The 17904-nt window shown below is 59.5% G+C and carries 17 protein-coding genes and 1 pseudogene; 11 read left to right on the forward strand and 7 right to left on the reverse strand.

Translation table 11 applies throughout. The features are described from left to right. Positions 1-362 precede the first annotated feature (362 nt). From BSY240_RS17155 to BSY240_RS17185, 7 genes are all read left to right on the forward strand, one after another. Entirely contained in the window at positions 363-1676 is a 1314-nt protein-coding gene (locus BSY240_RS17155; RefSeq protein ID WP_069043097.1) for an NtaA/DmoA family FMN-dependent monooxygenase, read from the forward strand. Between the two features lie 63 nt (positions 1677-1739). Continuing rightward, on the forward strand, positions 1740-2573 hold the full coding sequence (locus BSY240_RS17160) for a transporter substrate-binding domain-containing protein (protein WP_210183761.1): 834 nt from the start codon (positions 1740-1742) through the stop codon (positions 2571-2573). Between the two features lie 167 nt (positions 2574-2740). Beyond that, entirely contained in the window at positions 2741-3529 is a 789-nt protein-coding gene (locus BSY240_RS17165; protein WP_054147630.1) for a transporter substrate-binding domain-containing protein, read from the forward strand. A 75-nt stretch (positions 3530-3604) separates the two neighbouring features. Further along, positions 3605-4270, forward strand: a complete 666-nt coding sequence (locus BSY240_RS17170; protein ID WP_236759273.1) for an ABC transporter permease subunit — start codon at positions 3605-3607, stop codon at positions 4268-4270. Further along, a complete protein-coding gene (locus BSY240_RS17175; protein ID WP_069043098.1) occupies positions 4267-5082 on the forward strand; it encodes an ABC transporter permease in 816 nt (271 codons plus the stop codon). The genes BSY240_RS17170 and BSY240_RS17175 overlap by 4 nt, the downstream gene beginning before the upstream one ends. After that, the gene (locus BSY240_RS17180; RefSeq protein ID WP_069043099.1) at positions 5079-5855 is read left to right on the forward strand and encodes an amino acid ABC transporter ATP-binding protein; all 777 of its coding nucleotides are present in this window, start codon (positions 5079-5081) and stop codon (positions 5853-5855) included. The genes BSY240_RS17175 and BSY240_RS17180 overlap by 4 nt, the downstream gene beginning before the upstream one ends. A 155-nt stretch (positions 5856-6010) precedes the next feature. Then, complete coding sequence (locus BSY240_RS17185) at positions 6011-6829, forward strand: bifunctional allantoicase/(S)-ureidoglycine aminohydrolase (protein WP_069044028.1); 819 nt, start codon at positions 6011-6013, stop codon at positions 6827-6829. 277 nt (positions 6830-7106) lie between these two features. On the opposite strand, the gene BSY240_RS17190 is transcribed toward BSY240_RS17185, so the two are convergent. Further along, on the reverse strand, positions 7107-7313 hold the full coding sequence (locus BSY240_RS17190) for a hypothetical protein (protein ID WP_069043100.1): 207 nt from the start codon (positions 7311-7313) through the stop codon (positions 7107-7109). Positions 7314-7347: 34 nt separating this feature from the next. Further along, positions 7348-7740 carry a hypothetical protein gene (locus BSY240_RS17195; RefSeq protein WP_150127490.1) on the reverse strand — a complete coding sequence of 131 codons (393 nt, stop codon included), beginning with the start codon at positions 7738-7740 and terminating at the stop codon, positions 7348-7350. Between BSY240_RS17195 and BSY240_RS23745 the strand changes: the two genes are divergently transcribed. Further along, positions 7730-8023, forward strand: a complete 294-nt coding sequence (locus BSY240_RS23745; RefSeq protein WP_442856018.1) for a Tn3 family transposase — start codon at positions 7730-7732, stop codon at positions 8021-8023. The genes BSY240_RS17195 and BSY240_RS23745 overlap by 11 nt on opposite strands. A 101-nt stretch (positions 8024-8124) precedes the next feature. Here the strand turns inward: BSY240_RS23745 and bcsN are convergent, their stop codons facing one another. Genes bcsN through bcsA form a run of 4 tightly spaced genes read right to left on the reverse strand, consistent with a single transcriptional unit; the run spans position 8125 to position 15461 of the window. Then, entirely contained in the window at positions 8125-8901 is a 777-nt protein-coding gene (gene bcsN / locus BSY240_RS17200; protein ID WP_069043102.1) for a cellulose biosynthesis protein BcsN, read from the reverse strand. Then, positions 8901-10946 carry a tetratricopeptide repeat protein gene (locus BSY240_RS17205; protein ID WP_069043103.1) on the reverse strand — a complete coding sequence of 682 codons (2046 nt, stop codon included), beginning with the start codon at positions 10944-10946 and terminating at the stop codon, positions 8901-8903. Before BSY240_RS17205 ends, bcsN begins: the two co-directional genes overlap by 1 nt. Further along, entirely contained in the window at positions 10943-13234 is a 2292-nt protein-coding gene (locus BSY240_RS17210) for a cellulose biosynthesis cyclic di-GMP-binding regulatory protein BcsB (RefSeq protein ID WP_069043104.1), read from the reverse strand. The genes BSY240_RS17205 and BSY240_RS17210 overlap by 4 nt, the downstream gene beginning before the upstream one ends. Then, positions 13227-15461 carry a UDP-forming cellulose synthase catalytic subunit gene (gene bcsA / locus BSY240_RS17215; protein ID WP_236759274.1) on the reverse strand — a complete coding sequence of 745 codons (2235 nt, stop codon included), beginning with the start codon at positions 15459-15461 and terminating at the stop codon, positions 13227-13229. Before bcsA ends, BSY240_RS17210 begins: the two co-directional genes overlap by 8 nt. Positions 15462-15738: 277 nt before the next feature. On the opposite strand from bcsA, the gene BSY240_RS24620 reads away from it, so the two are divergent. The 3 genes and pseudogenes from BSY240_RS24620 to BSY240_RS23750 all read left to right on the forward strand — a co-directional run bounded on the left by BSY240_RS24620 (position 15739) and on the right by BSY240_RS23750 (position 17106). Next, positions 15739-15825 carry a hypothetical protein gene (locus BSY240_RS24620; protein ID WP_371418493.1) on the forward strand — a complete coding sequence of 29 codons (87 nt, stop codon included), beginning with the start codon at positions 15739-15741 and terminating at the stop codon, positions 15823-15825. A 174-nt stretch (positions 15826-15999) separates the two neighbouring features. After that, positions 16000-16572: pseudogene (locus BSY240_RS17220) on the forward strand (tyrosine-type recombinase/integrase). 189 nt (positions 16573-16761) lie between these two features. Beyond that, on the forward strand, positions 16762-17106 hold the full coding sequence (locus BSY240_RS23750) for an HNH endonuclease (protein ID WP_083229657.1): 345 nt from the start codon (positions 16762-16764) through the stop codon (positions 17104-17106). Between the two features lie 129 nt (positions 17107-17235). On the opposite strand, the gene BSY240_RS17225 is transcribed toward BSY240_RS23750, so the two are convergent. Beyond that, on the reverse strand, positions 17236-17874 hold the full coding sequence (locus BSY240_RS17225; protein ID WP_054147990.1) for a TetR/AcrR family transcriptional regulator: 639 nt from the start codon (positions 17872-17874) through the stop codon (positions 17236-17238). Between the last annotated feature and the right edge of the window lie 30 nt (positions 17875-17904).

A 17904-nucleotide genomic window follows, 5' to 3' on the forward strand; every position in this document is an offset into this window, starting at 1 on the left:
CAAAGTCATGCTGCGGGCTAACTGCCGTGAACGACGTCGGTTGCAGAACTTACTGCGGCATCAGCAGCACTATCGATCTATTTGGTTTCTACTTGCGGACGTTCTGAAAGGGACGATGCAATCCTGCATGATGTGACTATGCAGATTCTAGCAATGACACTCTATCTGCGTGCTGTTCGTTGATTAAAAAAACATCATCGCGATGCAATAAGATGCGCCAAAAGCTTCGGTTCAGCCGGAGTTCATTTTCAGTTTTCACCATGTTTATCAGCAGGAAACGTCGCTACGGTCCTCATACTGCGATGCAGCAAAGCAACATCCTCAAGGGAGGTAGGTAGCGGCTGCGAAGGAGCGCGCGTTTCATGCCAACGAATATGTTTCATCTTGGATGGTTTCTGCAGGGCTCAAGCATTGGTGGCTGGGGCGATAAATGGTCCGGAAATATTGCCAGAGAATGGATGCATCCTGGCGCCTATCTGGATCTCGCTCGTGCGATGGAGCGCGCTTGCTTTGACTATATCCTCATTGAAGACTCGATCTATGTTGGACAAAATTGGCAGGACTCCCGCGAAATATTTCTCACCAATGGCATCAGCGTCCCACGTCAGGAACCCTCTGTCGTTGCAACCCTGATGGCGGCTGCGACCACACGGCTTGGCATTGTTCCGACTTTGTCGACCTTTGCCTACCACCCCTATCTCACCTCTCGGATCGTCGGCACGCTCGACCAGATCTCGCTTGGACGTGGCGGCTGGAATGTGGTGACCGGCAGCTCGGATCTGTCTGCTCAGAACTTCGGAATGGACAAGCTCGCAGACCATGATGAGCGCTATGTCATGGCCGAAGAATACATGCAGATCTGTCAGGGACTCTGGGGGTCCTGGGAGCCGGGGGCGATCGTCGGTGATCGCGACACTGGGGTGCTTATCGATCATAACAAGGTCCATACGATCGATTACAAGGGCAAATACTACGCCTCGCGCGGTCCACTGAATTCCGGCCCTCTCCCCCAGGGCCAACCTGTCATCGCCCAGGCCGGCGGCTCGAAGAGCGGCAAGGGATTTGCCGCGCGCTATGCCGACACCATTGTCGCGGCGCCGAAGGGCGTGGAAGCGATGAAGCAGTATCGCAATGACGTCCGCACCGAGATGGCAGCCATCGGGCGCGACCCGGACAAATGTAAGGTTCTCTTCCTCGTCCAGCCGATTGTGACAGAGACGATGACGGAAGCCGCTGAACGTATAGCCGAGCGCAAGGCCGCATCCGAGAAATACATCGACCAGCGTCTGGCGCGATTCGGCTGGAGCACCAATCTTGACCTTTCTGGCTGCGATCTCGACGCCCCGATCGGCGAATTTACCACCAATGGCCATCAGTCCAGTCTGGCCCAGTTCCTTGCGCGCTCATCCGGCAAGACCCTGCGTGAGGCAATCATCGAGCATACCACCAGCGGCTATTGCGTCGACATGGTCGGCACGCCCGACAGCATTGCTAGCCAGATGGCAGAGGTCATGCAGGAGGTCGGAGGTGACGGTTTTCTCATCGAACAACCGAATGTCAACCGGCGCACGATCGCCTCGATCACCGACGGCCTCGTCCCGGTCTTGCAGCATCGCGGACTGACACGAAAAGCCTACGCGCATGAGCAGCTACGCGACAATCTTCTGGACTTTTAGCATCCGCAGACACGGCTCGATCCGACATCGCCTTCCCCATCTTCATTTCCAGGGAGTTCTCTCATGTCCATGCATTCGAAAACCGTATTGACTGTCGCTTCCATGCTCTTGGGAGCATTGACACTCACGGCGCGCCCGGCTTCGGCGGAAAAACTTCTCCTTGGCAACGAGGGCGTCTATCCGCCCTTCAGCATCGTTGCGTCCGACGGTTCACTCACCGGATTCGAACCGGCACTCGCACGCGAGATGTGCAAGCGCATGACTGTCGAATGCGAATTCGTGGTGATGGATTTTAAGGCGCTGATCCCGTCTATCCTGCAGGGCAAGTTCAACATCCTGGCAAGCCAGCTCTCCCCGACGCCGGAGCGCCTGGAAAAGCTCACTTATGCACTGCCGATCGTCTACAATCCGGCGACCTTCGTCGTGCGCAAGGACAGCAACCTGACCTTCACGCCAGAGGGGCTTGGCGGCAAGAACCTGAAGCTCGGCCTTCAGCGGGGCGCATCCTCGATCCCCTATGTCGAGAAGAACTTCACCGGGCTGTTCACGCCTGTCCTCTACGACAATCCCGACCAGATGCAACTCGATCTGCTTGCCGGTCGCGTTGACCTCGTCTTCGATTCCAAGATCAACTGGACGCTCGAACTGATCAACAAGCCTGAAGGCAAGGACTACATGCTTGCCGGTGGCGATCACTGGCTCGGTGATCCGGCGATCCCGGCGAACGAGCGCGGTTATAGCTGGGCCGTGCGCAAGGGTGACGAGGCGATTGTCGAGCGCATGAACGTTGCCCTGAAATCGATCATCGAAGACTGCACCTACACCAAGATCCGCAAGGAATATCTCGACATCACGATCCTGGCCGGCGAGGAGGCCTGTGCAGCAGCGTCCGAATAGGGCGGTGCAACAGGCGCTCACCTCCGCTTTTCTCCTGTCTCCAACCAATGGGAATGAAGTCCATGGGCATGCTCTCAATACAAGGCATCAGCAGGTTTTCTTCCTCCAACCGGGTCGGGGGTCGGCGACAGGCTGAGGTGCGCCGCCGTATAGGTGTCGTAGCGGGCATGATGGCCCTTCTTCTGGGCCATCTGCCTGCCGCGGCTGAAACCCTCAAGCTCGGGAACGAGGGTGTCTATCCGCCCTTCAGCATGGTCGACGCCGCTGGAAACCTGACCGGCATCGAAGCCGATCTGGCGCGTGAGATGTGCAAGCGCATGGACGTCGAATGCGAAATCATCGTCATGGATTTCAAGGCGCTGATCCCGTCTTTGCTGCAGGGCAAGTTCGATATTCTCGTGTCGCAGGTCACGCCGACCGCCGAGCGCAAGGAGAAGATGCTGTTCAGCACCCGGATCGTCGCCAATCCGATGGTGTTTGTCCTCCCCGCGAACGGTAACTACACGATGACCAAGGAAGGGCTCACCGACAAGGGCCTGAAGATGGGGCTGCAGCGGGGCGGCGCGCACATCAAGGTGGCGCAGGACCTGTTCGGGGATGCCGTCGAATATGTCCTCTATGACAATCCCGACCAGATTCATCTCGATATGGTCGCAGGCCGCATCAACATGTCCTTCGAGGCCAAGCTGAACGTCGTTGTCGATTTTCTTGGCAAGCCGGAGGGCAAGGCCTTCGAGATCGTTGGCGAAGAATACTGGATCGGCGAGGCCTCTGTGCCTGAAGATGAACGCGGCCTGTCCTGGGTGGCCCGAAAGGGCGAGGAAGCTCTGGTGGCCCGCATGGACACCGCCATCAAGGCGATCATGGCAGACTGCACCTACACGGCCATCCGCAAGAAATACATGGACATCGCCATTCTTCCCGAAGACGAGGCCTGCGAAGGCAAGACCAACTGAACACAGCCTCTTTGCTGCTCTCACGGATGAAAGGGTTCCGACATGGAAATATCATCAGCGGAGTTTTGGGGATATGTGCGCCAGATCGGCGGTGGCGCGGTCGTGACAATGCAACTCTTCGTCGCCGGATTTTCCCTGGCGCTGGTGCTGGGGACGGTGATCGGGATCATTACCCTGTCGCGGAATGTGGTGATCCAGGCCGTCTGGCGGGTGTATTCCTCGATCATCATGGGTGTCCCGTCCTTGCTTGTCATCTTCCTCCTCTATTATGGAGGAAGCGCGATCCTGACCGGCCTGTTCGGCATGTCGCGCTCCATTGATGTCACCCCGTTCGGAGCGGGCCTCACGGCGCTCACCATCGTCTACGCGGCTTATGTCGCCGAACTGCTGCACGGCGCCGTGCGCAATCTTCCCAAGGGACAATTCGAAGCCTGCGCGGCACTCAACCTGAGTGCATTCCGGGCGTGGCGACACGTAATCCTGCCGCAGGTGGCCCGCCTTGCCTTCCCGGGGCTGGTGAACATCTGGCTGATCGTTCTCAAGGATACCCCGCTGGTGTCTCTCGCGGGTTTGAACGACCTTGTCGCCAATGCGAAAATCGCCGCCGGCGCGACCAATGAGCCTTTCGTCTTCTTCATCGCGGCGTCGCTGTTCTTCATCGTCTTCAGCGCGCTGACCATGCCATTCGCCGCCCGTATTGAAGTTCGCTTCAACCGCGGCCTAGCCAGGGTGAACACATGAACGCGCTCGTGATCGACTTCGCCCTCGTCTGGGAGTCTCTGCCCGCCATGCTCAACGGGCTTTGGACGACGATGCTGGTGACCATCATCGTCCTGGTCCTCGGCCTGATCTTCTGTATCCCGCTGACGCTGGCGAGAATGTCGTCGAACCGGGTCTTCGCTCTGCCGGCGGCCTTTTTCGTGATGTTCTTCCGCGGTGCGCCGCTGCTGATCCTTCTCTATCTTGTCTATTATGGCTTTGGTCAGATCGAGGCGCTGCGCGACGGGCCGCTTTGGTTCATCTTCGGAAGCGCATTTGCCTGCGCCGTGATCGGGCTGACGCTCAACCACCTTGCCTTCATGGTCGACGTCGTGAGGGGAAGTCTTGAGGCGGTTCCTGCCGGGCTTAGCGAAGCCTCGAATTCGCTCGGAATCGCGCCACGCGACACCTTCCGCTATATCCAGCTACCGCTGGCGATGCGGTACGGGATCAAGGCCTACCAGAACGAAGTCGTCATGCTGACCAAAGGCACGGCCGTCATCAGCGTGATCACCATCATCGACCTGACAGCAGTCGCCAATGAGGTCTTCGAGAGAACCTACGACCCGTTTACCCCGATGCTGACAGTCGCAGCCTTCTACTGGGTTCTGGTCAACGTGATGCGGCTTGGTTTCCGCCGGCTTGAATCACACCTGAACCGTCATCACGCGGCCGAGGATGCCCGTCGCAATGAAAAGCCGGTCAAGACCATCGGCTCTCTCCTGTTCCACCCCTCCAGCTGGCTGAAAGCCAAGCGCTCGATGCTGGTGGCCCGCAAGGAGCATGCCCTATGACCGGGGTTGCCCCTCCCCAGAACGAGCCGTCCCTGTCCTCCTCCATTGCCGTCAGCATGAAGGGCGTCGAGAAATGGTACGGCAAGTTCCGAGCGCTGAACAGAATTGATCTTGAGGTGCGACGCGGCGAGAAGATTGTGGTGTGCGGTCCCTCGGGATCCGGCAAATCCACCCTCATCCGCTGCATTAACCGCCTGGAGCCGCACGATGAGGGGTCGATCATTGTCAACGGCATCGAGCTCGACGGATCACCAACGACCACGCAGGATGTGCGCATCGAAGTCGGTATGGTGTTTCAGCAGTTCAATCTGTTTCCCCATCTGACCATCATGGAAAACTGTACGCTTGCGCCGCGCCTGGCGCGTGGCGCGACCGTCGAAGCGGCGGAGCGCCTTGCCCGACGCTTTCTTGACCGCGTGCAGATCGGGGATCAGGCGCATAAATATCCGAGCCAGCTCTCGGGCGGACAGCAGCAGAGGGTCGCGATCGCCCGGGCCTTGTGCATGGAGCCGCGGATCATGCTGTTCGACGAACCGACCTCGTCGCTGGACCCCGAAATGATCAAGGAGGTTCTGCAGGTCATGGAGGACCTGACCGACGACGGACTGACCATGATCTGCGTGACGCATGAAATGGGCTTTGCCCGTCGGGTCGCCAATCGATGCATCTTCATGGATAAAGGCGAAATTGTCGAAGCGGGGCCGGCCGACAGCTTTTTCGAGGCCCCGCGAAGCGAAAGGTTGAAAACCTTCCTGTCACAGGTTCTGCATTGACAGTCGTCCTTTGAATGCACTGTTTGACTGCGGTCTCTTTCAAGTGTGGCTTGAGAGATTTGTACCGCACCTGAAAACGCGAGTTCAGTTTGACATCAAGACGCTTACGCCGCAGGACTGGGCTGCCGAAAGACGGTTTAGACATGGGTGGCAGAATGAGCGGTAATCATTATTTTTCGCAGGTTGGCGGTCTTCCGCCGCAGACACAGACACTCTCCAGCAAGGCGGTCTTCAAGACAGCCTATGCGGTAATCCCGAAGACGGTGATGAGCGACATCGTCACCAGCGTCCTGCCGCATTGGGATGGAACCAGGGCATGGATCATCGCGCGCCCGTTAAGCGGCTTTGCTGAAACTTTCGCCCAGTACATCATGGAGGTCGCGTCCGGTGGCGGCAGCGTCAGGCCGGAACCGGATGCACGGGCTTCGGCGGCGATTTTCGTCGTCGAGGGCGAGGGCAAGATCGCTTATGACGGCCACGAGCATCCGCTGCGCGCCGGTTCGTTCGCCTACCTGCCCGCGGGGGCGAAATGGACCTTCAAGAACGAAAGCGCAGCGCCGGTCCGGTTTCACTGGGTCCGCAAGGCGTTCAAGGTCGTTGATGGCTTGGAACCGCCGCCGGCCATCTTCACCCACGAAGACGATTGCGTTATGCACGCCATGCCCGATACCGAGGGCCGCTGGGCAACCACCCGGTTCATCGATCCGTCCGACGTGCGCTACGATATGCATCTCAACATCGTTACCTTCGAGCCGGGCGCCATCATTCCTTTCATGGAAACGCACATCATGGAGCACGGGCTCTATGTGCTGGAAGGCAAGGCCGTGTATCGATTGAACGAGGACTGGGTGGAGGTCGAGGCTGGCGACTATATGTGGCTCCGCTCCTTTTGCCCCCAGGCCTGTTATGCCGGCGGCCCGGGACGCTTCCGCTATCTGCTCTACAAGGACGTCAATCGCCATCCTGATTTGTGAGGTGTGCCGAGCGTCCCACCTCACAAATGAAGGGGCGGGCTTGTTCCGAACCTCGTTCGGGTGACCCAGCATGACGGAGCCAACGCATCCCATATCGGTCACCCGAATGTCCGCTGTTATCCTGAGCCCCCCAGCTGCGAGCATCCTCCTTTCAGCCCCAAAACGGTATCGCTAGGCGCAAGACACTCAATACCCGAGACTCCATCTATCGCGGGTTGTTATGCAGAAGCATTGGGCGACGCATCCAAAGACGCAGATATTGCAAGTCTCTGTGCAATCAGGCCCCCGCAACCACTTTCACCGAACTCCCTTCAAGATCCTTTCCAGTTTTAGGTTGGGCCAACGCAATCATCGCAGTGATGGCACCTTCAAGCTCGATCGTAGTTCGGCCATCGACCTCGCGGATGGTCACTGATGAGATCAGGCTGCGAATGTTCTCCAGAGCCGAGGTGCGTATCGCGGTGTCATTGAGTGTCTCGGCCAATGCTGCCACCTTGCGACGATAGACGTCGCCAAGATTAGGATGAAGGCGGACGCGAGAGGGGGGCAGCGGCCGACAATCGCGCGTCCAGTTCCGCAGCTTGCGCTTCCATATTCTCCAGCTTCTCTTTGAGGCCCGGTGTGCGAAGTCCATCGGCGATAGCATCATAAAGCCCATCGAGCCGGCGCGCGATTTGTCCGCGTTGGTTGTCAATGCGCTGTCGTTCCGCATCTTGGGAAGCCCCACCGGCGTTCGCCTCGTTCGCATACTCCTTGATGAACTGCGCAACGGCTTCGGGCTGCATCAAACGCCGACGCAGCAGGTCGAGAATGACCTCTTCCAGTTCACGACGCTTGAAGGAGTGAACCGCAACCGCTTGCCTCAACAAGAGCGAAGCCGAGAACACCTTTGCTCGCGCACTGTTCTTCAACCGCCTCGGAGAACTGCGCGACCGGACTTTCGCGAGCCAGTTCTACCGAGAATCCGGACATAACCTGGTGACCAACGCCATAGTCTATTGGAACACGCTCTATCTTGAACCAGCGTTGGCCGTGCTAAACCGGGAAGGTGTCGCAACGCCGCCCGACGTGATCAAACACATCACTCCGCTTGGATGGCAGCATATCAGTCTCACTGGCGATTACATCTGGACCCCGACGGACGGCGCCGATCTCAGACCATTGCGGCAGGAAACCTCCATCCCCGCAGCATGAGCACCCTATGTTCTCAAAATTCGGACAGGTCTGCCACTTTCGTGTCGTGACGCCAACAAGGCGAAAACGCCGTAGGGCTTGTCCCCCGTGACTGGCCCGCGTTAAGGCTCTGGTATTCTGACCGGTGTGGTGGCCTTGATGTCCGGATCGGTCGTCGCGGCTACGGATACCGCTCCAGTTTTAGGTGACTTAACTGCGTCTTGGTCGATGGTGGCAGGATGGATGACCTGCTTTGATGCTGCAGCGAAAGCGGGATAACCATAGGCCACGGTTGCAGTGGACGCGGCGAACCCCGGGTCTCTCACCGACAGCCCGGTGAGGAGATCTGCGAGCACGTCCGGGCCAAGCGCCTGATGGCAGTATCGCAGTCGGATCTCTCTCGGCTCGTTGCGGCCAAGCTCGACGTCGCGGCCGATGATCTGCCACGCGTAAACGCAGCCGCCTTTGTCGCCCAGTTTGCCGGTCGCTGCGCCATAGGCGCCGTAAGCGTTGCGGCGGATGACCGGATCGATACTCATTGATACACCCGGGAACTCGCCCCGCAGCGTTCGGATGATCTCGGCACGGTCAGGCCCTTTCCTGAGCGTCGATCTTGAGGCGGCTGAGGTTGATATCGTCAGCGCGTTTTCGCCCTGCAGTGTTGTTGTGTTCGCCCAGACCATAGTTTGCCTGGTCACTCCATCCGTAAATGTCTGGCGAAGGCCGATCGGCATCTCGCCTAGCCCGGTCAGTGAAGCAGAGGCGAGATGAACGGGCAGTTCGCGGTTGCCTGTCGCGACGGGCATATTGCCGGTCATGCCATCAAGGAAGGGATCCTCGACGGTCGTGCAGCCGTGCAGCGCAAGCAGAGTCAGGATCGCAAGGATGTTTGGCTTCACTAGTTGATCCCCATGCGTTCGTTGATGGCCGCGATGCCCCTGCTGTTTGCCGGGTCTGCCATGACCTGATTGAGCTGGGCGAAGATCGCGCGCGACTGGGCCAGATTGCCAAGGTGGTAATGACTCCAGGCGCGCATCTGGCTGATCCCCACCGGCTCCGGCATGATCTGCAGGCGGGTGTTCAGCGCTTCGAGCGTGACGCGATATTGCTTGCGATCGAAGGCGGCGCGCGCCCGCTGCCAGAGAAGCTCGGCGCGCAGTTCCCGGTCGCGGAGCGGCGTCAGGCTGTGCTGCATCAGCAGAGCCTCTGCGTCGTCGGTCAGATTGGCGCGCAAAAGCGTGAGGCCAAGGCCATAGGCGGCATCATCCGCCTTGCCGCCACCGCCCGCGAGACCGGCCGTGAAGGCCTGACGCGCTTCGGCCAGATGGTTGAGACCCAGAAGACACCAGCCCTTGGCCACCTGTGCATCCGGCCGCAAGGCTGTCCTGGCTTCAAGCCGCCGCAACTCGGCAACACAGCCACCATAGTCCTTTTTCTGCAGTCGCGAGAGATAGCCGGCCTGAACGCCTGCGGGTGCCGAGACCGATTTCCCGGCCCGCTGGCGCGGTTCCGCTGCTGATTTCAGCTCGGCGAAAACCGTTTGATAGGCGTCGCCATGCTGTTCCCGCAGGTTTGCAAGGGTTTTCTTCTCGCCCAGTCGCGTCAGAGTGAGGGCCAGGCCCTTCAGACTGTCTGCCTCGGCCTTCCATTCGAAGGCCTTCGCAAACCAGGCACGCGCCGGCTCGAACTGGCGCGAGTTATAGGCATACCAGCCGATGAGGCGGGCGTGATCGGACGATTCCGTCTTCTGGATCGCTTCCGCATAGCGGGTCACGACACGTTCATCGATGTCGGTCTTCCCCTCGCCCTTGAAAGGGAAGGATAGCTGATCGAGGAGGAAGGCGTCCTGCCCGGCAAGCATGTCGAGGTGCTCCGTGACAAACGCATAGGCCTCCTCGTCCTTCGATTGGTGGGAAAAACTGAGCGCCATGCCGCGGACGGCTTCCGGCGTCGCCTTGTTCTGCAGCATGCGCTGGAAGAAGTTTGCTGCCTGGTCCGGCTGCTCGATCTTCAGCATGTACCAGCCCATGAGGGCGAGGTCTTCGGGCGCTTGACCGCTCTCGGCAACCGTCCTGACGGCGGCAATTGCCTCGGGGCCTGGTTGAGGTGCGCCCGCAACGCCGGACGCGAAGTCTCCCATTTCGCGGCGCATGAGATCAAGGTTGAGCGATCGCATCGAGAGAGCGAGTTCGGGATCCGCAGAGAGCACACGGATCGCCTCGCGCAGATCGGCTGCCGGAATGTCCTCCATCGCCTTTTGCAGGGTGGTCAGCACCAGTTCATCGGAAAACGCCTTCTCCGGCGTCCGGAAAAGGATGCTGCGATAGACCGCCGTCAGTGCCTCCTGCATCTCATTTGCCCGGTAAGCGTCAAGCATCATCCAGAGCAGGTCGATCTCGGTTTCCTGCGCAGGGTCGAGCTTTGCACCAAGACGAATGACGGTCACAAAGTCCTTCGCCTCGTTTGCCTGCGTCATGGCAAATCTCAGCTTGCGCCGCTCGAGCTTGCTGACGAAATCCTCTGACGGTTCCCAGCCCACATGGCTTGCGGCGATCCGGCTGATTTCCTGCTCGATACCGGCATAGTCATCGCGCTCGTAAAGTTGCCAGAGCGTTGTCTCATCGACATGGTCGCCGGCATCGGGGGCATAGAGGTCGGCCGGGGGCATGAAGCCGGGATACTTCAGTTCCAGGCGGCGGGTCTCTGCTTCGACGCGCTCTGCCTCGCCATTGCGTGCATAGTAATAGAGTGCGGCAAGATCGACCGTGTCAGGCGCCGGCGCTTTGCGCGTGTCAGCTTCAACGGCTTTCGCGCTGTCCGATGGATGCGCCATGATGGCGGTCGCTTCAGGTGCTAGAAGCGAGGTCGCGCCGGCGGGCAGTGCGACGATCAGTGTGGCGAGGATGGTGCCGGCCGAGAGTCTTGTCTTGATTGTCTTCTTCATTCGACTGTCCTCACGCCCTTGCGCGGCACGACATAACCAACCCACCAGCCGAAGCCGCCCATCAGTGCGAGAACAAGACCGACATAGATGATAAAGTTGTCGGAGAGCCAGGCAGCCGCAAGGCGTCTGAGATTGGCGGGGCTCGTATCGGTGATCGGAAAGAAGCTGTAGCTTTCGGGATAGCGGTTCACGAGTTCGAGGTCAGAACGCCGGATCACCGATTCCCCTCCTTCGAGGGCCGTCCAGGTTGCCGGCTTGGTCAGGGCTGCGACGCCCTGCTGAAGCATGGTTTCATCCACCGCGTTGACATAGGTCCAGACGGCAGCGCCGTCAGCGGATGCAACCTGCTTCAGACTGATCAGGCGATCGCGCGGATCGATCTTGACGTCTTCGCGTCCGATATCCTTGTAGGCCAGCCAGCGGTTGACGGTTGTCGAGGCCGTTGCCACCCAGTCAGAGGCTCGGCTCTTCAGTGACAGCTGATCGCGCTCAAGCCGCGTTTCGACCTGGAAAGCATCGAGCAGCGCCTGGGAGTCCGACAATTGACCGCCCGCATTTACCGAAGCTGTGATCAGATCGTCGGTCGAAGACGGCTGCAGTCGATCTCCCTTTTGGCCGGCAAGAGCGGCAAGCTCCAGCGGCTCGCCACCGGCGCCGACAATCAGGGCATTCGTCGTCTTGCGCGGGTCTGGACGGCCGATCTTGAGCTCGGCTGGCAGGGGATGCCCCGCCGACATGGCGAGCCGGGTGAGAAGGGTTAGTGCCGAGCCCAGCCGTGCGGGTGTCGCCGTATCGACATAGAGATCGAAGGCAGTCGGGCCCTTGAAAGGGAAGGACGTTCCAGCAAAGGCCGCAAGGTCGGGAAGACGACCGGCGCGCGCCAGTGGCGGTATCGTCACCGTGGTTTCTTCTAGCAGCAGGAAACGAGATCGCGCTTCGTCGCGGGCGGCCGGATCACAGACGAGATCGGAGGCGAGCGGCACTTCGGCCAGAACACGAACATGGTTCACGCCGGGATGGAAGGCGCGGAGCGGAAGTTCCAGCGGCTTGTTCTCAAGCGTCGTGCCCTCGGGATCGTAGAGCACGAGGCTTGCCACGGCGCGTTCATTGACGCGGACCAGCAACTGCGTTCCGGGTGCCAGCCCGGGCGCAGTGGCCGCATTCAGGTTGAGATCAACCGTGGCATAGTCGCCCGGATAAAAATCGGCGGGCATCACGACATCGAAGCTCGTCTGGAAGAGACGGCCGGCGAAAGGTGTCGTCTGATAACCGATGCTCGACAGCGGGTGTGTGCCCGGGCTCTCTCCATCGATCCGCGTCTTGGTCATGGCGAACTTGTTTGCGCGGATCAACGGAAGCAGGGGGCCATTGACGGCGGCAACCAGGAGCGACTGAAGCTCACTTTTGTTCGAACCACGCATGGTGACGATCTGGCGGCCGTGTTCGCCCTGCCGGACGAATAGGCCACGCGGTGCGGCGGCAAGGGCGTCGCGGGTGGGTTGCGGCAGGTTCGCGTCTGCGGGGTCACCGAGATAGAGGTCGATGCCCGGTCCGCTGCCTCCGACGTCGCCGACGGTGATGCTCAGGTCCTCACGACCGAGCACAAGTGCTAGGGTCTGCACGAGGGGCAGGCTGTCTCTCAATGTCGTCTGGGGAGCATCGTTTCCGGCAATCACGCGGATTTCCGTGGCGCCATCGCCATTTCGCCCGACGGACAGAAGGCCTGCGAGATCGCCGTCCTTCGGGCGTGCGCTGGTCAGGAAGCCGCTGATCAGCGGATCGACCTGCGTCCACAATTCATAGGTTGCTTGAACGCTGCAGTCGATGCGGTGGTGCTGTTTTGCACGCAGCCGGACCTGATTCCAGCCGACCGTCAGATCCTTGGCGGCGACCGGAATGTCATGGGTCGCCGGACCATTGGGCGAGCGGATGGGTAAGGCCGCGAGAGGCTTGCCGTTCAACTCAATGTCGAGCATGGCGTCATCAGGCATGACCGAGACCGCATTGGTATAGCTCAGTCTCAACAGGCCTGCTGTCGCGACCTGCTCCGCTGACAGATAGAAGCTGAGTTCTCTCGCCGCGTCTTCGCCTTCCAGGCGCATGGCGGTTGCCGTCTGGCGGAAGGCGACCATCTGGCGGGGGATGTCCGACACGGCCTGACCGGCGCTCTGGACACTTGCCGCACCAAGGTCTGCGGGCACGAAATCACCAGCATGAGAGGCGTTTGCCGACAGACAAATGAGGATCGCTGCTGCTGAGAGCCGGCGCAGGACTTCAAGGTTATGCATAGGCCGGCCCTTTCACGGCTGCCGGATAGGTTGCGCCCGGCTCCGAAACGCTGCTCGATGTGTTGATGATCAGCGGCGCGTCGGGATGTGAGATTTCCGTCGTTTCGCGAACCAGACGCAAGGCGTAGGTGAAGCCGCGCAGCGTTTCGGTGATCGTCCAGAGGGCAAATCGGAAGGTGCCGTTGAAGAAGCCCTTGTGTTTCTGAACACGGTTCCAGCGCTCCTGAAGCGGCTGCTGTTCGCAATACATCATCTCGGCAATCGCGATGAAGGTTTCGGGTGTGCGCTCGGCAAAGGCAAAGCCGGAGCTCGTCTCGTCCTGCCGGCGCAGCATGCTGCGGCAAACAAGGGGTACGCGCATTCCGCGGCCGTGGCGGCGGATTTCGATTGTGGCCTCTTCGCCCGTCTCCAGCCCGTTCACCGGATGTCCGTCGATGAACTGCAGTGCGAGGCCACCGCTCGAGACATCCGCGATGATGACGGCGTGGCTTGTGCCGCCGGAATGCAGGATCGCATGACGCCGAACGCTGAGGCGCTGGTTGCGCCGACGTTCGCGCCGTTCCGATACGGAGCCGAGGGCAGCGCCGGCGATGCCCATGTTGATGATGTTCCAGCCGGCCACGATCAGCAGCAGTTCGGAGGGCATTGCTTCCGTCGTGTAACGCCAGATCGCATAGCAGGTGGCGGCAAAGAGCAGGAAGAATATCCCAAAGTATGGGCGCGCCAGCGGTGACAGCTTGCTCTCATCCAGTGTCTGTCCCTTCGACGTGACGTTGAAGGTCGGCTTGCGCGGGTTCTTCACGACGCTCAGGATCGCGCCGAAAAGCATCACCGACTGCACATATTCATAGAGCTCGGAGACCCAGGGCCAGCGCACGCGACCGAAGAGGTAGCTCTGCATGGCGAAGGATGAGATGAGATAGGTCACCGAGTAGCAGATGAATTCGGTGATGTTGGCTTCGAAGATCTGCAGCGAAAAGAAGATGTAGAGCAGCGGCGAGAACATGAAGGTCAACCGCGTCAGGGGAAAGAGCCAGAAGAGGTTCGTGCCGGCGTAGCAGATGCGCTGCGCCGTCGAGAGACCGCGCTGAAGGAAGGGGCGGTTCAGCGTCAGGATCTGCAGCATGCCCTGGGCCCAGCGAACGCGCTGACCAATGAAGGAGACGAGCGTTTCGGGCTGCAGGCCGGCGATCAGGGGCTTGTCGACGTAAAGGCTGTGCCAGCCGCGGCAGTGGAGCGCGAGCGCGCTTTCGCAGTCTTCGGTGATCGACTGGCCCGAAAATCCGCCGGTTTCCTTCAATGCCTTGCGTCGCAGAACGGCAGCGGAACCGCAGAAGAACGAGGCATTCCACTTGTCGAGGCCGCGTTGGACGACGGAATAGAACATCTCGTTCTCCGACGGCATCTTGCCGAAGGTCTGGAGGTTCTTCTCCACCGGGTCCGGATTGAGGAAGTAGTGGGGGGTCTGGACGAGGAAGAGCTTCTCGTCGTTTCTGAAGTGGCCCACTGTCTCGTTGAGGAATTCGCGGACAGGTGCATGGTCGGCATCGAATACGACCACAAGCTCGCTGGTCGAGATCGAGAGACCCGCGTTCAGATTGCCGGCCTTGGCATGGCTGTTTTCGGCGCGGGCGTGATAGCGAACGCCCAGCGCTGCCGACAGCGCCTGCAGTTCCTCGCGACGTCGACGGGCAGCGATTGCAGCGCGCGGATCGGACTGTCTGCACTTGGCATCGGTGCCGCCATCATCGAGCAGATAGACGGTCAGCTTGTCGGCCGGGTAATTCATCGCCTTGGCCGCAGCCAGCGTCAGCGCCAGAAGGTCGGCCGACTCGTTGTAGGACGGAACGAAGACGTCGACGGTCGGCTTGTCGTCATCGGCCAGCTGCGGCGCCGGCTTGCGGTCCAGCGGGTCGGCGACGATGAAGAAATTGATTGCCAGCATGACCAGGCAATACATTTCCGCCGCATAGAGAATGATGCCCGGGATGAAGTTCCAGGGCTCGTTGATGTCGGGAAGCGTCTCCGTTGTGCGCCAGAACGCATAGCGCAGGGCGAGCACGGCCGAGAACACGAAAGTCATCACGCGGAATGTCTTGTTCTGCGGACGCATCATGAACAGGAGCATCAGGGCCAGGATGGCCAGGCTGAGCACCAGTTGCGCCTGGAGGCTGATCGGCAGCCACAGCAGAAACACACCAAAAAGGCCCGCAATGATTGCAGGCAACGCAGCGCACATCATGTGCAGAACCCCATCTTTCACTCACCCGCAGCTTCATCTGCGGCGACCCCTCGAAAGGAATGGCCGGAAATTAGGGGTGATTTCTTAGCAAATTGCTAAGACATGAAGGGGCGAAAACAACCTGGATAGGCGCTATTCCAAATTCATCACGGATATTAACATTATGAAATTGCTGGTATTTTCTGATGACACATTTCGGAAATTCGACATAAATGAATAATCAAACCCCTAAGCCTGTTCTAATCGATATAGTTTACGATTACTGAAGGTGGGCGCCTTTTCGGTCATGTCGCGTCAGTGTTGGATCAATTTGGACCGGAAAAGCTCCGCTGGCAGGGCAAACGCCTAAGGTCACGACGCCCGTGTCGCGCCTGGAGCTTGGGCGCTCGCTCCTCCATGAGACTCCCTGACAAGGATCGGACACAAGCCATATACGGCCAAGCCATTCAATCGTCGTGCCAGTGTATCAAGAGCTGAAGATATGTTGGTTACCGCGTACCCGCAATCCGCCCGGTCCGCTGCTATCGGCGACCGGTTCCGTCTCGATGGCCTCGCTGATCTCACGGCTGTCGGTGCAGGCTTCGATCGTGAAGGAAGGATGCGAGATCGGGCGCTTTTTGATCTTGCCATCGACCGCAAGCTCCGTGGCTGCGATCTGGTAAAGCTGAAAATCGGACACTCGTCACCGGCCACGACATTCGAACTCGAGCGATGGTCGTCCAGCAGAAGACTGGACGACCCGTGCAGTTCGAAATTACGACCGAGGTCAGAGCCAGTCTGCTTGCCTGGCTTCAGCGAAGGGGAGGAACAGTCGATGACTATGCCTTTCCCAGTCGCGTCGACCACGCTGATCATCTCAGCACTCGGCAATACGCCAGACTGGTTGATGAGTGGGTGACGGCGATCTGGCTTCGTCGGCAGGATTACGGGACGCATTCCCTGTGGCGAACGAAGGCTACCATGATCTACAAGGCCACCGGCAATCTTCGAGCGATCCAGATCCTGCTTGGCCATAACCAAGATCGAGAACACAGTCAGATATCTCTGCGTCGACATTGAGGACGCACTAGAACTGGCCGAGCGGACCGAAATCTGAATGAGGACGGCCCCGCACGTTGTGGGGCCGCGCCCTTTCGCTGCGAGAGCCTCTCGAAGGATTCGATCCGCTTTGCTGCTTCAAAGAAGCCATACGGTTCTGATGGTTTCGTGCTACTGGCGTGCGCGTGCAACACTAGCACTATCCTCGGGAACAGCATCCGGGGTCTACAACAGGAAAGACCGAGCGTTGGCCCGCAAGAACAGAGATGAGTTAGCTTCATGGGACGAGCCTACGCCAGAGCCGGTGTTCTGTCCGCTGTGCGAGCGCGTAATCCCAGAAGATCAGCGAGACGAGCATCATCTCGTTCCTAAGAGCAAGGGTGGCAAGAAAACCGTCCTCCTGCACCGTATCTGCCACGACCAGATACATTCGATCTTTACCGATGCTCAACTCGCCAAGAAGTTTTCCACGATCGAAACCATCGTGGAAGACCCTGCGGTGCGGACATTCGTCACCTGGGTGAGAAACAAGCCTCCGGGCTTTTCGGATTCTGCAAAGGAATCAAGGCAGTCATTCCGTCGAGGCCGCTAACCGTAACAGGCGAAAGTTCCAGCTGGAAGCGAACGCTGCCGTGGCGGGAACGCGCCATCATTCCGGCCGTTCGGGCGGTCGAAAGCGTACTCCAAACCGGGCATACTGGCCACCGTGGGACCCTTCCGTCTATCGTTCAGCATTCGCCGAAAGGAGCCCCCGAAGCACCAGATCAAGATGTCGCTCCAAAAACGCGTCGCGGTCACCATGCGACTGGGCACCAAACACCTTCCCGCCGATTGCCAGGATGGCGATCGGGGCCACGATCATTCTTGGGTCAATGTCGTCGGCTGCCACGCGCAACTCTCCTCGCGCTTCGGCTCGCTTCAGAATGCTCTTCATTGTCGCCATGCCCTTGGCCAAGGCGATCTCCCGATACATCTTAACAAGATCCGGGAAACGGTCGCCTTCGCCGATCAGGATGCGTAACAGGACACCGGCGTCGCCTTCGATCATCTGTCCATAGATCCGCGCGAGAACGAGCCTAAGGAGTTCTTCAGTGGATCCCGCAAAAGATGCAGTCAGTTCGCCGACACCCTCCATCGTCGAGACCATGCGATCCTTGAGCGCCGCCTCAAACAAGCTCTCCTTCGAGGAGAAGTACAGATAGACGGTTCCCTTGGCGATGCCCGCACGCTTGGCGACGTCGTCAAGCCTCGTCGCGGCGAACCCGCGTTCTGCAAACAGCGCCAATCCCGCCTCAAGAATCTCTGAGGGACGCGCGTCTTTACGTCGCTGACGTTTCTGCTGGGGTTGGCCCGCTTGCATCTTGCAGTCTTTCTCCGTTTCCCATATTAA

The organism is Agrobacterium sp. RAC06 (assembly GCF_001713475.1).
Taxonomy (GTDB): Bacteria; Pseudomonadota; Alphaproteobacteria; order Rhizobiales; family Rhizobiaceae; genus Allorhizobium.

What these genes read in the sequence shown, in the direction of transcription:
- BSY240_RS17185 (WP_069044028.1), top strand. Translation starts at nt 6,011, where the DNA reads ATGAGCGGTAATCATTATTTTTCGCAGGTTGGCGGTCTTCCGCCGCAG.
- BSY240_RS17225 (WP_054147990.1), bottom strand. Translation starts at nt 17,874, where the DNA reads ATGCAAGCGGGCCAACCCCAGCAGAAACGTCAGCGACGTAAAGACGCG.
- BSY240_RS17165 (WP_054147630.1), top strand. Translation starts at nt 2,741, where the DNA reads ATGATGGCCCTTCTTCTGGGCCATCTGCCTGCCGCGGCTGAAACCCTC.
- BSY240_RS17175 (WP_069043098.1), top strand. Translation starts at nt 4,267, where the DNA reads ATGAACGCGCTCGTGATCGACTTCGCCCTCGTCTGGGAGTCTCTGCCC.
- BSY240_RS17210 (WP_069043104.1), bottom strand. Translation starts at nt 13,234, where the DNA reads ATGCATAACCTTGAAGTCCTGCGCCGGCTCTCAGCAGCAGCGATCCTC.
- BSY240_RS17155 (WP_069043097.1), top strand. Translation starts at nt 363, where the DNA reads ATGCCAACGAATATGTTTCATCTTGGATGGTTTCTGCAGGGCTCAAGC.
- BSY240_RS17180 (WP_069043099.1), top strand. Translation starts at nt 5,079, where the DNA reads ATGACCGGGGTTGCCCCTCCCCAGAACGAGCCGTCCCTGTCCTCCTCC.
- BSY240_RS17160 (WP_210183761.1), top strand. Translation starts at nt 1,740, where the DNA reads ATGTCCATGCATTCGAAAACCGTATTGACTGTCGCTTCCATGCTCTTG.
- BSY240_RS17205 (WP_069043103.1), bottom strand. Translation starts at nt 10,946, where the DNA reads ATGAAGAAGACAATCAAGACAAGACTCTCGGCCGGCACCATCCTCGCC.